We start from the raw sequence: 13,687 nt of genomic DNA on the forward strand, positions 1-13,687 counted from the left end.
ACTTTCATAAGGTTGGAAAAGGCTCTAAGACCGCCCCCGAACAAAATAGATTGCCGGCGAAATCAGGCATTTCGCCCGTGGAGACGTTGATAGAGATGAACAAGGTCGATCGCGACATCGCCAACCTGCCCGACACCACGGTGTCGGTGAAGGAGAAATTCGGCTTCGAATCCAAGATGGTGGTGCCGGCCTATTCGGTGACATCAGAGCATGTGCCCGACATCGATCCGGACTATCTGTTCGACAAGAACACGACGATGGCGATCCTGGCCGGCTTTGCCTACAACCGCCGCGTCATGGTGTCGGGCTATCACGGCACCGGCAAGTCGACCCATATCGAACAGGTCGCCGCCCGCCTCAACTGGCCCTGCGTGCGCGTCAACCTCGATAGCCATGTCAGCCGTATCGACCTCGTCGGCAAGGACGCGATCGTCGTCAAGGACGGCTTGCAGATCACCGAATTCCGCGACGGCATCCTGCCCTGGGCCTACCAGCACAATGTCGCGCTGTGTTTCGACGAGTACGATGCCGGCCGTCCGGACGTGATGTTCGTTATCCAGCGCGTGCTGGAATCCTCGGGCCGGCTGACGCTGCTCGACCAGAGCCGGGTCATTCGCCCGCATCCGGCGTTCCGCCTGTTTTCCACCGCCAACACGGTTGGCCTCGGCGACACCACCGGCCTTTATCACGGCACCCAGCAGATCAACCAGGCGCAGATGGACCGCTGGTCGATCGTCACCACGCTGAACTACCTGCCGCATGATAATGAAGTCGCCATCGTGCTGGCCAAGGCCAAGCACTATCGCGACACCAAGGGCAAGGACATCGTCAACAAGATGGTGCGCGTCGCCGACATGACGCGCTCGGCCTTCATCAATGGCGACCTGTCGACCGTGATGAGCCCGCGTACCGTCATCACCTGGGCCGAGAATGCCGAGATTTTCGGCAACATCGGCATGGCGTTCCGGCTGACCTTCCTCAACAAATGCGATGAGCTGGAACGCTCGGTGGTGGCTGAGTTCTACCAGCGCGCCTTTGGCGAGGATCTGCCGGAAAGCGCCGCCAACGTGGTGCTGGGCTAAGCAGAGTCTCGATGGCGGGTCCGGGCGACAACACGCGCAACAAGTCGAAGACGGGGTCTGAAGCCGACAGCTTCAAGCGCGCCGTCACCGTCTGCATGCGCGCCATCGCCGGCGACAAGGAACTCGAAGTCGGTTTCGCCAAGGACCGGCCGGCGCTGGCCGGCAACCGTGCCCGGCTGCCGGAACTGCCGAAGAAAGCCTCGAAGGCCGACATTGCGATTACCCGCGGCCTCGGCGATTCCATGGCGCTGAAGCGCGCCTGCCACGACACCCGCATCCACAACAAGCTGGCGCCGGAAGGCAAGGCTGCCCGCGCCATCTACGATGCGGTCGAGCAGGCTCGTGTCGAGGCGATCGGTAGCCGCGCCATGCAAGGCGTCGCCGACAATATCGGCTCGATGCTCGAGGACAAATACGCCAGGGCCAACCTCATCGACGTCAAGGACAAGGCCGACGCGCCGATCGAGGAAGCGCTGGCCCTGATGGTGCGCGAAAAACTGACCGGGCGCGCGGTACCGAAGAGCGGTGAGCGGCTGGTCGATCACTGGCGCCCCTGGGTCGAGGAAAAGGCCAGCGCCGATCTCGACGGGCTCTCGGCCAAGCTCGACGACCAGCAGGCCTTCGCCCGCGTCGTGCGCGACATGCTGGCCTCCATGGAAATGGCCGAGGAACTCGGCGACGACCAGGAGACCGAAGACTCCGAAGACAATGACGACAACCAGCCGCAAGGCGAGGAGCAGAGCGAGGAGGGCGGGGAAGACGATTCCGGCTCCGAGCAGTCGCAGTCCGACGATACCGAGGCGTCTGCCGATGACGAGCAGTCGGCCGAGACGGAAGCGTCCGACGCCACCGCCGACGATCTGTCCGACGATGACGACGCCGATGCCGAAACCCCCGGCGAGGCGCGCCGCAACGACAATCCCTTCACCAATCTGCCAAAAGAGATCGACTACAAGGTTTTTACAAACGCCTTCGACGAGACGGTTGGTGCGGAGGAACTGTGCGAAGAGGAAGAGCTGGACCGGCTGCGCGCCTTCCTCGACAAGCAGCTTGCCAATCTGTCCGGCGTCGTCGGCCGGCTGGCCAACCGGCTGCAGCGCCGGCTGATGGCGCAGCAGAACCGCTCCTGGGACTTTGATCTTGAAGAGGGCTATCTCGATCCGGCGCGGCTGGTGCGCATCGTCATCGACCCGATGCAGCCGCTGTCCTTCAAGCAGGAACGCGACACAAAATTCCGCGACACGGTGGTGACGCTGGTGCTCGACAATTCGGGTTCGATGCGCGGCCGGCCGATCACGGTCGCTGCCACTTGCGCCGATATCCTGGCGCGCACGCTGGAGCGTTGCGGCGTCTCGGTCGAAATTCTCGGTTTCACCACCCGCGCCTGGAAGGGCGGGCAGGCGCGCGAGAAATGGCTGAAGGACGGCAAGCCGCCAAACCCGGGGCGATTGAACGATCTGCGCCACATCATCTACAAATCCGCCGACCATCCATGGCGCCGCGCACGGCGCAATCTCGGGCTGATGATGCGCGAGGGCCTGCTCAAGGAAAACATCGACGGCGAGGCGCTCTTATGGGCGCACAACCGGCTGATCGCCCGGCCGGAGCAGCGCAAGATCCTGATGATGATCTCGGACGGCGCGCCGGTCGACGATTCCACGCTGTCGGTCAATCCGGGCAATTATCTCGAACGGCATCTGCGCGCCGTGATCGAGCTGATCGAGACGCGCTCGCCGGTCGAACTGCTCGCCATCGGCATCGGCCATGACGTTACCCGCTACTATCGCCGCGCCGTCACCATCGTCGACGCCGAGGAACTGGCCGGCGCCATGACCGAGCAATTGGCCTCGCTGTTTGGCGAGGAAAGCGCGCGCGACACGCGGCGCGGCGGCCTGCGGCGCGCCGGATGACCTTTTCGCGCGGCGGCTTTCGGCACGTGTTTTTCGCCGCCGCCACGCTGTTGGCTGCAGCCCTGTCGCCGACCATCGCCGCCGGCCCGACATCGGTCGAGCCGATCGAAATTTCCGCCCGGCCGATCAGTGAATTCCAGATTGGCCACGCCGAGAAACAGTTCGGACCGCTCGAATTCGTCGGCGGTCTGGAAATGACCTCGCCATCGCGCGATTTCGGCGCACTGTCGGCCTTCCGCTTCCTCAAACCGGGCAGCGACTTCGTCGGTGTCGCCGACACCGGTTTCTGGTTCTTCGGCACCGTGGCTCACGATGCCGACAAGCGCCCCTCGGGCATCCAGAATTTCAAGATGCAGCAGATGGTTGATGCATCAGGCCGGCCGATCGACAGGAAATGGGAGGTCGACGCCGAAGGCCTCGCGGTCAAGGACGGCATCGCGACCGTCGGTTTCGAGCGCAATCAGCGCATCGCCCAGTTCAGAATAGACCCTGACAATATGAAGGCCCCGTTCAAGCAACTGGATTTTCTGGTTCCGGCCCGGGAAATCCGGCAGAACCGCGGCTTCGAGACGGTCACCCACGCCAATCCTTATGGCCAGCATGAGGGCGGGCTGGTGGTCGTTTCGGAAAAGAGCCTGGACAAGGCCGGCAACATCTTTGCGGCAATCATCGAGGGGCCGCACAAGGGCGTCTTCACAGTCAAGCGCAATGGCGAGTTCGACATCACCGACGGCGCCTTCCTGCCGGATGGCGATCTTCTGCTGCTGGAGCGCAGTTTTTCGATGGCGAGAGGCGTCAAGATGCGGCTGCGCCGCATCTATGGCGAAAGCGTCGAGAAAGGCGCCGTCGCCGACGGCCCCGTGCTGATGGAAGCCGACATGGGCTACCAGATCGACAACATGGAAGGGCTCGACGTCTGGACCCGTGACGACGGCGCGCTGATGGTGTCGCTGGTCTCCGACGACAACCATTCGATCCTGCAGCGCAATCTCTATCTGGAATTTATTCTCCACCAGGATTGAGCGGCGCTCCAACCGCGTACCTGAAGTTGAGGTTTTCAACGGCGGGTTCGATTTGGTCGGGCGCCTGCCCCGATTTTCGCTCGCCAGAATACTTTAGTCTGAACTTGACAATTGGTGCGCCTCGCTCAATACTCAAGTCCATGCTTAACTATTCCGAGATCGACAGCATCTTGCGGGCCCTTGTCGAGCCCACGCGCCGCCAGATCCTGGAAAGGCTGAGCCGCGGACCGGCAACCGTCAGCCAGCTGGCGGAACCGTTCGGCATGACCTTCGCTGCCGTGCTGCAGCATCTGCAGGCGCTGGAAGCCTGCGGGCTGATCCGCAGTGAAAAGATCGGGCGGGTGCGCACCTGCCGGATCGAACCGGGCGGGCTCGCTCCGCTCGCCGACTGGATCGCGGAACGCCGCTTACCGGCGGAACGCCACCTCGATCGTCTTGGCCAGATCCTGGCCGAGACGGACCAATCCTCCAAAGGCCAATCCCCCAAGAAAAATCAGGACAAGGACCAAGAGACATGAACCAGATTGCATCAGTGAAAGACGAGCACTCCGTCATCCACTCCACCTTCACCATCGAGCGGACCTATCCGCAATCGCCAAACCAGGTCTTCTTCGCCTTCGCCGACAAGGCGACGGTGCGGCGCTGGCGGGTGGAGGGCGATGGCTTTGCGATCGCCGAATTCACTTTCGATTTCCGCGTCGGTGGCGGCGAGGTGTCGCGCTTCAGCTACCAGGGCGGCCCGGAGGTCCGGCTCGACGCGCAATTTCAGGACATCGTTGCCGACAAGCGCATCGTGTTTTCGTACCGCATGGCGATCGGGCCACAGCCGCTGTCGGCGTCGCTCACCACCATCGAGCTGACGCCCTCAGGCGATGGCACCCGGCTGACCTACACCGAACAAGGCGTCTTCTTCGACGGTGTCGACTCGGCGCAGGGACGCGAAGAAGGGACACGCGGACTGCTGGCGGCTCTCGCGGCAGAGCTGCAGAAAGCGAAGTAGGACTTTCGGCGAGCCCCGACCAACACCGGACGCCTGGCCATCCTGCACGAGATGCAGGGTGGCCTACCTGCTCGGCACAGCCGTTGCGATCCAGATGACGTGGCGGGCGCCACGTTTGCCGTTGGCCCGCACCTTGACTTCGTCGACCGCGAAACCCGCCTGCTTCAGCCTCCGCGTGAAGCCTGTGTCCGGCCCTTGCGACCAAACTGCCAGCACGCCTTGAGGCTTGAGGGCGGCGCGTGCGGCGTTCATGCCAGCCACGCCGTAGAGGGCATCGTTGGCCTTGAAGACAATCCCTTCCGGGCCGTTGTCGACATCGAGCAGGATGGCGTCATACGTCGAGGCCTCCGAGCGGATGATTTGTCCTACATCGGTCTCGCGGATGCTGACGCGAGGATCGTCCAGGCACCCTTCGAAAATCTCGGCCATCGGGCCGCGCGCCCAGGCGACGACCGCCGGTACCAGTTCCGCGACGACGATGCCGGCATCGTCGCCAAGTTCGGTGAGGGCGGCACGCAGCGTAAAGCCCATGCCGAGGCCGCCGATCAGGATCTTTGGCTGCCGACGTCCGGCAATCCTGACGCAGGAGAGTTTTGCCAGTGCTTCCTCGGAGCCGCTGAGGCGGCTGTTCATCAGCTCATTCGAACCGAGCATGATCGAGAATTCGTTGCCGCGCCGCTTCAGGCGCAGTTCCTGGCTGCCATCCGGGGTTTTCGCGCTATCGAGTTGGACCCAGGGGATCACGGGCGGTTTCTTTGTGTGGCCATGATCTTTTCCGAAAACCGGAAACCACTTTTCGGGATCATGGCCTAGACCGCGACCGCCGGCTGGCTCCAGCGGGCGGCGAGCAGCCGGTAGGGGATCAGCGCCACCACGGCGATGATCAGCTTCACCGAGAGGTCGCCGAGCGCCCAGGATACCCAGCGCATGGTCTCTACCGGCAGCACGCCCATCAGCGGCGCCGTCTCCAGCGCAAAACTGTCGTTCGGCCCGGCGAAGGCAAAAGCCGCGGAAAAGGCGATGGTGAAGAACACGACGGTGTCGAACACCGAACCGACCAGCGTGCCGACGATCGGCGCGCGCCACCAACTCTGCCTGCGCAGCCGGTTGAACACGGTGACGTCGAGCAATTGCGCGGTCAGGAACGCTGCACCGGACGCCGCCGCGATGCGCACCAGCCGGTCGGCTGCGGTCTCGAACTCGATCAGGCCGTGGCGAAACAGGAAGGGCGGGACGAGGATCGAGCAGACCACCGCGGTCATGAAGCCGACAAAGACGATCCGGCGCGCCACGGCGGGGCCATAGCGGCGGTTGGCAAGGTCGGTGACCAGGAAGGAGAAGGGATAGGTGAACGCACCCCAGGTGAGCAGGTCGGCCAGCGACAGGCCGCCGATCTGGCCCTGCATCGGGAACTGCACAAGAATGTTCGACGCCACGACGACAAGCGCCATGGCGGCCACAAAGGGCAAATATCGCGAGAAGAAATTCATTTTTTTATCCTGGGTAATGGAACCAGCGAAGCGCGATCCGAACTGCGGACTGCGCTCCTTGGAAGGCGGTTGTCCCCCGCCTAAAAATATTAAGCGGCGGGCTGCTCGGCCAGCTTCTTGGCGATCTGCTTCTTCAACAGACGCGCGCGCTGCGACAGCTCCTTGGCGTCTGCCTTGACCAGGAACGCGTCGAGGCCGCCGCGATGCTCGACCGAACGCAGTGCGTTGGCGGAAATGCGCAGGCGCACATTCTGGTTCAGCGTCTCCGAGATCAGCGTCACATTGACGAGATTCGGCAGGAAGCGACGCTTGGTCTTGTTGTTGGCGTGGCTCACATTGTTGCCGGACATGACTGCCTTGGCAGTGAGTTCGCAGGTGCGGGACATGGTTCTAACCTTCAGTTCTCGGTCTGGCCAAACCTTTGTACCCGCGCCGGGTGGCGCGCGGTTTCGGTCAGGCGGCCTTTTGGAAAAGTTGGCGTTCCATAGTTGCATTTCGCCGATGCGTCAAGCTCCGGCTTGCCGCCGGCGTGATGGCTTAGTCCATATAAAGGCCGAAATTCAGCCTATAAGCGGTCGCACAGGGACATGCCAGGCCTGAGCTGCCCATCTCCGGCCGAAAAATCGAGGATCGATCCCCGCCATGCTTCGTTCGTCACGTGCTCTTGTTGCCTTGCTTGCCGTTGCCTTGCCGACGGCGACGTCCGCCGCCACGGCCAATTCTGCCGCCTCGCCGCAGTCCTTCAAGGGCGAATACACCGTATCGTTCCTTGGTCTTTCGATCGCCAGGTCGACGTTTTCCAGCCGCTATCAGGACGGCACCTATTCGATCGATGGCACCGTTTCCGCCGCCGGCCTCGCCAAGCTGTTCGACGATACGCGCGGCACGATCTCGTCCAAAGGCACGATTTCGGGCAAGAAGATGGTGCCGCAGGCGTTTCGTGCCGACTATACGTCCGGCAAGAAGGCATCGGTGGTCGATATCCGCTTTGCCAATGGCACCGTCACCTCGACGCAAGTCATCCCGGCTCCGGGCAAGCGCGACCCAAAGAGCTGGGTGCCGCTGGGTGCCAGTGACCTGGCAGCGGTACTCGATCCAATGGCGGCCACCGTCATTCACGCCGACAGCCTCGATCAGGTCTGCGGGCGCACTGTGAAGTTCTACGACGGCGAAATGCGCGCCAACCTGACGCTGACCTATGATTCGAAAGGGTCGATCTCTGTGCCCGGCTACAAGGGCGATACGGTCACCTGCAGAATGGGTTTTGAGCCGGTGGCCGGCTACCGCAAGGGCCGCAAGGCGCTGAACTACCTGAAGAACCGCAGCCGCATGATGGTGACGTTTGCACCGCTTGGCCAAACCGGCGTATATGCGCCGATCCACGCCACGGTCGGCACCCAGATCGGCACCCTGACCGTCAGCGCTGGGCGTTTCGAAGCAATCAACTAGGCGCCTTAGCGCGCCGCCGGAGACGGGCATGGCGCGCGCGACACTGATCGGCTTCTCGGCGGTCGCCATGTGGGCGCTGCTGGCCCTGCTCACGGACGCGTCCGGCGCCGTGCCGCCGTTCCTGCTTTCGGCGATCACCTTCACCATCGGCACCGCCGTCGGGCTGGTTGCCCGGCTGTTCATGCCGGCGGCCGACAAAGGCCAGGAGATCCCTCGTCAGGTCTGGGTGATCGGCATTGCCGGCCTGTTCGGCTACCACTTTTTCTACTTCACCGCTTTGCGGAACGCGCCGGCGGTGGAAGCGAGCCTGATCGCCTATCTGTGGCCGCTGCTGATCGTGCTCGGCTCGGCGCTGATGCCGGGCGAAAAGCTGGCCTGGAACCATGTCGTTGGTGCGCTGCTCGGCCTCGCCGGAACGGTGCTGATCGTCACCAAGGGCGGCGGGCTTGCTTTCGACGCGCGCTACACCTTCGGCTATGCGATGGCCGGAATCTGCGCGGTGCTGTGGTCGTCCTATTCGCTATTGTCGCGGCGCTTCCCCTCGGTGCCGACCAGCATCGTCACCTGGTTCTGCGCGGCGACGGCGGCCCTTTCGCTCGTCTGCCACCTCTTGCTGGAACAGACGGTGCTGCCTGACGGCGCCGGCCAGTGGCTGGCCGTGCTCGGCCTTGGGCTGATGCCGGTGGGCGCTGCCTTCTACGCCTGGGACATCGGCGTCAAGCGCGGCAACATCCAGGTGCTCGGGGCGGCGAGCTATGCCGCGCCGCTTTTGTCGACACTGGTGCTGATCGCCGCCGGCGTCGCCGACCCGTCCTTGCGTATCCTTGCTGCCTGCGTGCTCATCACCGGCGGTGCGGCACTGGCGGCGAAATCGCCGTTCCTGCGCAAGCCGGCAACGAGCGGGGCACAGGCATGATGCCGTTTCCCGGCGGCATCGACGCCAACGCCAATGCGACGCTGGTGTTTTCGCTGGTGGCAGCGGTGATCTACGCCTTCACGCTTGGCATGCAGCCAACGCTTGCCCGCTCCGCGGTCAAGACACTGGCCGTGGCGATGCTTGCCGTGCTGGTGTTGCTGCAGGGCGGCCCATGGCTGCTGGTCGCGGCGCTGGCGCTCAGCGCCATCGGCGACGCCTTCCTGTCGCGTGACGGTGAAAAGGCCTTTCTCGGCGGGTTGGCCAGCTTTCTCGCCGCCCATGCCGCCTATGTCGCGCTGTTCCTGCGCTCTGGCGGTGGGCCTGGATTGCTTGGCGAACCGTGGCGGGGAGCGATTGCGCTGGCGATGGCGGTGTTCGCGTTTGCCATGCTGGCCGCACTTTGGCGTCGTGTCGGCCCCGGCCTGCGCCTTCCGGTCAGCGTCTATGTCGTCGCCATCCTTGCCATGGGCATGTCGGCACTGACCACGAGCAGTTTCTGGGTCATCGCCGGCGCCGTGCTGTTCATGGTGTCCGACGGGCTGCTCGCGGCGGAAAAGTTCCTCGTATCCGCCATCTCGCCCCAGCGCCTCTGGATGCGCTATGCGGTCTGGGCGCTGTACTACGCCGCCCAATTGGGGATCACCCTGGGTTTCCTGTTGGGCTAAGATCCTTTTGGCTGCCAGCCAGGCTTAGCCATCTCAAATGCGGCGAAGTCAAAGCCAGGCGCCACGGTGCAGCCGACCAGCGTCCATTCGCCCAGGCTGCGCGCCGATTGCCACCAGCCGGCCGGCACGACGATCTGCGGCCGTTCGCCCGCGGCAAGTGCCGGGCCTAGCACCTGTTCAATGACCTGCTCGACGACGGCGCCGTCGTCCTGATGCATCGACAGCGCCAATGGCGCGCCGGCATAGAAATGCCAGACCTCGGCCGCGTCCTTGACCCGGTGCCAGGCCGAAATCTGGTCCTGTTCCAGGAGAAAATAAATCGCCGTCGAATGGCCGCGCGCGCCGCCGGCGCCGTCGCGAAAGGTCTCGGCATACCAGCCGCCTTCCGGATGCGGTTTCAGGCCGAGCATGGCGATGATTTCGGCGGAACTGGTCATGGTTTGGAGACTAGCACCGGGTTCAGAAATTGTCCTTGCGCTTGCGGATCTCGGCGAAGACGTCGGCGTCGGAGGCGGTCTCCATGCCGAGGTGCTTGCGGATTGCCGGATCGTGCCAGCGCAGGAATGGATTGGTCGACAGCTCCTCACCGATCGTGGTCGGCAGCGTCGGCTTGTTGTCGGCGCGCAAGGTTTCGATTTTCGCAGCGCGTTCCTTCAGCGCCGAATTGGTCGGGTCGACGGTCAGCGCGAAGCGGGCATTGGCGAGCGTGTATTCATGGCCGCAATAGATGACCGTCTCGGCCGGAAGGGCGGCGAGCTTTTGCAACGAATCATACATCACCGGCGGCTTGCACTCGAACAGCCGGCCGCAGCCGAGCGCAAACAGCGTGTCGGCGGTGAAGGCGACTTTCGACGCCGGCAGATGGTAGGAGACATGGCCTGCCGTGTGGCCGGGCGTGGCAATGACGTCGATCCTTTCTTCGCCGAGGTAGACGACCGAGCCTTGCTCGACGGTCTCGTCGATGCCGGGGATCTTTGCCTGTTCCGCCTCCGGTCCGACGATGCGCAGCTTGAAGCGCTCTTTCAGCGCCAGATTGGCCTCGACATGGTCGATATGGTGGTGGGTGGTCAGGATCATCGTCGGCGCCCAGCCGGTGCGCTTGATCGCAGCCAGGATCGGCGCCTCCTCGGGCGCGTCGATGATCGCGGTCTGACCGCTTTTGGGGTCATGCACCAGCACGCCGAAATTGTCGCTGCGGCACATGAACTGTTCGATTTCGACCGGCATCGTCTCTCTCCATTGTCGCCGCAGACATAGGGCGCTTGCCCGCCGATGTCATCCGGCTTTGTCGAACTTGGCGCCTTTGTTGAACTTCGGCGGCATCGAAGCTACCGTCCCGCGCATGCATTCCGATATTGTCGATCTCCGCTCCTTCTACTCCACCACGCTCGGCCGCCTGGCCGAACGCTCGATCGCCATGGCGCTGTCCTCTATTTGGGCTGCCGTGCCCAACGAGCGGCTGGTCGGCCTCGGCTACACCTTGCCGTGGCTGGAGCGCTTCGGCACCGACGCCGAGCGGGTCTTTGCCTTCATGCCGGCGACGCAAGGCGCGGTGGTCTGGCCGGCGACGGGGCCGACCGCCACCGCCCTGGTTTTCGACGAGGAACTGCCGCTGGTCGATTCCTGCATCGACCGCATGCTGCTCGTCCATTCGCTCGAGCACGTCGAGAACCCGCGCGAGACGCTGAACGAGATCTGGCGGGTGCTGTCGCCCGCGGGGCGCGTCGTGATCGTCGTGCCCAACCGGCGCGGCGTCTGGGCCCGTTTCGAGCATACGCCGTTCGGCAATGGCCGGCCGTTCTCGCGCGGCCAGCTCACCGAGTTGCTGCGCGAAGCGAATTTCACGCCGGCAGCCTGGTCCGAAGCCCTGTTGTTCCCGCCATCGCGGCGGCGCTTCATGATGCGCTTCCACAATGTGCTGGAACGCGTCGGCCGGCGCTTCTGGCCGATCTTTTCCGGCGTCATCGTGGTCGAGGCGCAGAAGCGGCTCTATCAGGGCGTGCCGGTGGCCCAGCGCGCCTCCCGCCGCGTCTTCGTGCCGGTTCTGTCGCCGCAAGGCGCCACCAGGCTCGGCCGGCTGTCGCAAGCCGGAGATGGACCGTCTTTGGCTGGGCGAGTGACGCGTTCGTGATCGGCGTTGCGCTGTCTCGCACCCTATCTGTCGGGGGCGAATTCGCCGCCCGATCGAAGGGCATATGTCGGCAGCGCCGAGACCGGTTTCAGCACCGCCTTTGAACGCAAGGACTTCACCCATGGCTGATCACCCGGACGACAAGGCCAGCGCCGTGCCTGTTGCCGCGCCGGTCGAGACCAGCCTTGGCGAGCAGATTGCGACAGTCAGGCTGGCGCTGACGGCCTCACCGGTGCGCAAACAACTGCTGTGGGCCTGCCTCGGCATCGTTGCCGTCATTGTCGCAACCGCGGTCGGGCAAGTTCTGCTCAACCGCTGGAACCAGCCCTTCTATGACGCGCTGGCGCGGCGCGATATGCAGGACTTCCTGCATCAGCTCATGGTGTTTGCGGCAATAGCCGGCGGGCTTCTGGTGCTCAATGTCGGCCAGACCTGGCTCAACCAGATGATCCGGCTGAAACTGCGCGAGGCGCTGACGCTCGACCTGATCGATGAATGGCTGCGGCCGGCGCGTGCCTTCCGGCTGGCGCATGCCGGCGCCATCGGCGTCAATCCCGACCAGCGCATGCAGCAGGACGCCGGACACCTTGCCGACCTTTCGACCGATCTGGGCGTCGGCCTGCTGCAGTCGTTCATCCTGCTAGCCTCGTTCATCGGCGTGCTGTGGTCGCTGTCTTCGGGCTTCGTCTTCCACTTCGGCGATCATGCGGTAGCGATACCCGGCTACATGGTGTGGGCAGCGATCCTTTATGCCGGCATCGCCTCCTGGCTGAGCTGGCTGGTCGGCCGGCCGCTCATCCGCCTGAACAGCGATCGCTACACGCGTGAGGCGGAGCTGCGTTCGTCGATGGTCCGCGTCAACGAGAACGTCGACGCCATTGCGCTTGCCCATGGCGAAACCGATGCCAAACGCCAGCTTCAACTCGACCTTGGAACGGTGCTGGGCGCCATGCGGCGTATCTACGGCGCCCAGATCAACCTCGCCTGGGTGACCGACACCTATGGCTGGATCACCGTCGTGGCGCCGATCCTCGTCGCTTCGCCGGTCTATTTCGCCGGCGATATCAGCTTCGGCGGGCTGATGATGGCGGTCGGCGCCTTCAACCAGGTGCATTCGTCGCTGCGCTGGTTCGTCAACAATATTGGCGGCATCGCCGACTGGCGCGCGACGCTGATGCGCGTTGCCGACTTCCGCATCGCGCTGGCTGAAACGGATGTGCTGCATGACACGGAAAGGCGTATCGCCTTCGGCGAAAACCCGGACGGCAGCCTGACATTCGAGGCGCTGCAGGTGTCGTCACCCGAGGGATGCACGAAACTCGCCGAGCCGCATGTCGAAATCCGCGTCGGCGAGCGCGTCATGATCACCGGAGAACAGGGCGCCGGCAAGACGCTGTTCTTTCGCGCCATTGCCGGTCTGTGGCCCTGGGGAAGCGGGCGCATCGGCATGCCGGCTGCAGAAGTGCCGGCGTTCGTTCCGCGCACGCCCTATTTCCCGCTTGGCACGCTGCGCGAAGTGCTCAACCATGCCGGTGGCGTCATCACGGCGGATGCCGACATCTCAGCGGTGCTGGCCGAGGTCGGTCTTGCGCGGCTGTCGTCCTCGCTCGACCGCTCGGCGCGTTGGGAACATGAGCTCAGCGATGACGAGCAGCGCCTGCTGGCCTTTGCCAGGCTCGCGCTGCTGCGGCCGAAATGGGTGATCATCGACGAAGCGCTGGACACGTTTGACGGGGCGACGCTGCGGCAGGTGCTGGCGATGCTGGAGAAGCGTCTCACTGGTGCTGCGATCCTCAACATCGGCCGTGGCCAGCACAACAGCCAGTTTTTCCCGCGTTCGCTGATGATCGTGAAGGATACCGCCGGATCGGCTCTCAAACCTGCGCGTGTCCGGGCCGGCGCGATCGAGCCACCACCGCAGACCGCTGCACGCGGCAAGAGGAAATAGGTTCGCGACGGAAGAGGCTGGGCAAGCTTTATTTCGCCGTGATCGCAGGAAAAACTGCCGGCATCGTTCGGAAA

15 protein-coding genes are annotated in these 13,687 nt (G+C 64.0%); 10 read left to right on the plus strand and 5 right to left on the minus strand.

Going from position 1 to position 13,687, the window contains the following annotated elements:
• Positions 1–95 precede the first annotated feature (95 nt).
• From cobS to AC1D0N_RS18895, 5 genes are all read left to right on the plus strand, one after another.
• On the plus strand, positions 96–1,082 hold the full coding sequence (gene cobS / locus AC1D0N_RS18875; protein ID WP_258590079.1) for a cobaltochelatase subunit CobS: 987 nt from the start codon (positions 96–98) through the stop codon (positions 1,080–1,082).
• 11 nt (positions 1,083–1,093) lie between these two features.
• A complete protein-coding gene (gene cobT, locus AC1D0N_RS18880) occupies positions 1,094–2,992 on the plus strand; it encodes a cobaltochelatase subunit CobT (protein ID WP_477246485.1) in 1,899 nt (632 codons plus the stop codon).
• Positions 2,989–4,014, plus strand: coding sequence for an esterase-like activity of phytase family protein (locus AC1D0N_RS18885; RefSeq protein ID WP_477246487.1), 1,026 nt, complete (start codon positions 2,989–2,991; stop codon positions 4,012–4,014). Before cobT ends, AC1D0N_RS18885 begins: the two co-directional genes overlap by 4 nt.
• A gap of 140 nt (positions 4,015–4,154) precedes the next feature.
• Complete coding sequence (locus AC1D0N_RS18890; protein WP_477246629.1) at positions 4,155–4,532, plus strand: ArsR/SmtB family transcription factor; 378 nt, start codon at positions 4,155–4,157, stop codon at positions 4,530–4,532.
• Positions 4,529–5,014, plus strand: a complete 486-nt coding sequence (locus AC1D0N_RS18895; protein ID WP_477246489.1) for an SRPBCC family protein — start codon at positions 4,529–4,531, stop codon at positions 5,012–5,014. Before AC1D0N_RS18890 ends, AC1D0N_RS18895 begins: the two co-directional genes overlap by 4 nt.
• Before the next feature lie 63 nt (positions 5,015–5,077).
• Here the strand turns inward: AC1D0N_RS18895 and AC1D0N_RS18900 are convergent, their stop codons facing one another.
• The 3 genes from AC1D0N_RS18900 to rpmB all read right to left on the minus strand — a co-directional run bounded on the left by AC1D0N_RS18900 (position 5,078) and on the right by rpmB (position 6,890).
• Positions 5,078–5,758 (minus strand): spermidine synthase, encoded by a 681-nt coding sequence (locus AC1D0N_RS18900; protein ID WP_477246491.1) that lies wholly within the window; start codon positions 5,756–5,758, stop codon positions 5,078–5,080.
• A 65-nt stretch (positions 5,759–5,823) separates the two neighbouring features.
• Positions 5,824–6,504, minus strand: coding sequence for a queuosine precursor transporter (locus AC1D0N_RS18905; RefSeq protein WP_477246493.1), 681 nt, complete (start codon positions 6,502–6,504; stop codon positions 5,824–5,826).
• A gap of 89 nt (positions 6,505–6,593) precedes the next feature.
• Positions 6,594–6,890, minus strand: coding sequence for a 50S ribosomal protein L28 (rpmB, locus tag AC1D0N_RS18910; RefSeq protein ID WP_477246495.1), 297 nt, complete (start codon positions 6,888–6,890; stop codon positions 6,594–6,596).
• Between the two features lie 256 nt (positions 6,891–7,146).
• Here rpmB and AC1D0N_RS18915 point away from each other — a divergent pair, with 256 nt between their 5' ends.
• The 3 genes from AC1D0N_RS18915 to AC1D0N_RS18925 are packed head-to-tail and all read left to right on the plus strand — an operon-like array spanning position 7,147 to position 9,534.
• A complete protein-coding gene (locus AC1D0N_RS18915) occupies positions 7,147–7,953 on the plus strand; it encodes a DUF3108 domain-containing protein (RefSeq protein ID WP_477246497.1) in 807 nt (268 codons plus the stop codon).
• A gap of 28 nt (positions 7,954–7,981) precedes the next feature.
• Positions 7,982–8,869 carry an aromatic amino acid exporter YddG gene (gene yddG, locus AC1D0N_RS18920; RefSeq protein ID WP_477246499.1) on the plus strand — a complete coding sequence of 296 codons (888 nt, stop codon included), beginning with the start codon at positions 7,982–7,984 and terminating at the stop codon, positions 8,867–8,869.
• On the plus strand, positions 8,866–9,534 hold the full coding sequence (locus AC1D0N_RS18925; protein ID WP_477246501.1) for a lysoplasmalogenase family protein: 669 nt from the start codon (positions 8,866–8,868) through the stop codon (positions 9,532–9,534). Before yddG ends, AC1D0N_RS18925 begins: the two co-directional genes overlap by 4 nt.
• On the opposite strand, the gene AC1D0N_RS18930 is transcribed toward AC1D0N_RS18925, so the two are convergent.
• A complete protein-coding gene (locus tag AC1D0N_RS18930) occupies positions 9,531–9,971 on the minus strand; it encodes a cupin domain-containing protein (RefSeq protein ID WP_477246503.1) in 441 nt (146 codons plus the stop codon). The two genes, AC1D0N_RS18925 and AC1D0N_RS18930, sit on opposite strands and share 4 nt — an antisense overlap.
• A gap of 22 nt (positions 9,972–9,993) precedes the next feature.
• A complete protein-coding gene (gloB, locus tag AC1D0N_RS18935) occupies positions 9,994–10,761 on the minus strand; it encodes a hydroxyacylglutathione hydrolase (RefSeq protein ID WP_477246505.1) in 768 nt (255 codons plus the stop codon).
• Positions 10,762–10,876: 115 nt separating this feature from the next.
• Between gloB and AC1D0N_RS18940 the strand changes: the two genes are divergently transcribed.
• Both AC1D0N_RS18940 and AC1D0N_RS18945 read left to right on the plus strand, forming a co-directional pair.
• Entirely contained in the window at positions 10,877–11,665 is a 789-nt protein-coding gene (locus AC1D0N_RS18940) for a class I SAM-dependent methyltransferase (RefSeq protein WP_477246631.1), read from the plus strand.
• Positions 11,666–11,786: 121 nt separating this feature from the next.
• Complete coding sequence (locus AC1D0N_RS18945) at positions 11,787–13,613, plus strand: ABC transporter ATP-binding protein/permease (RefSeq protein ID WP_477246507.1); 1,827 nt, start codon at positions 11,787–11,789, stop codon at positions 13,611–13,613.
• Positions 13,614–13,687 lie beyond the last annotated feature (74 nt).

This window comes from Mesorhizobium sp. P2_E10, from assembly GCF_056404235.1.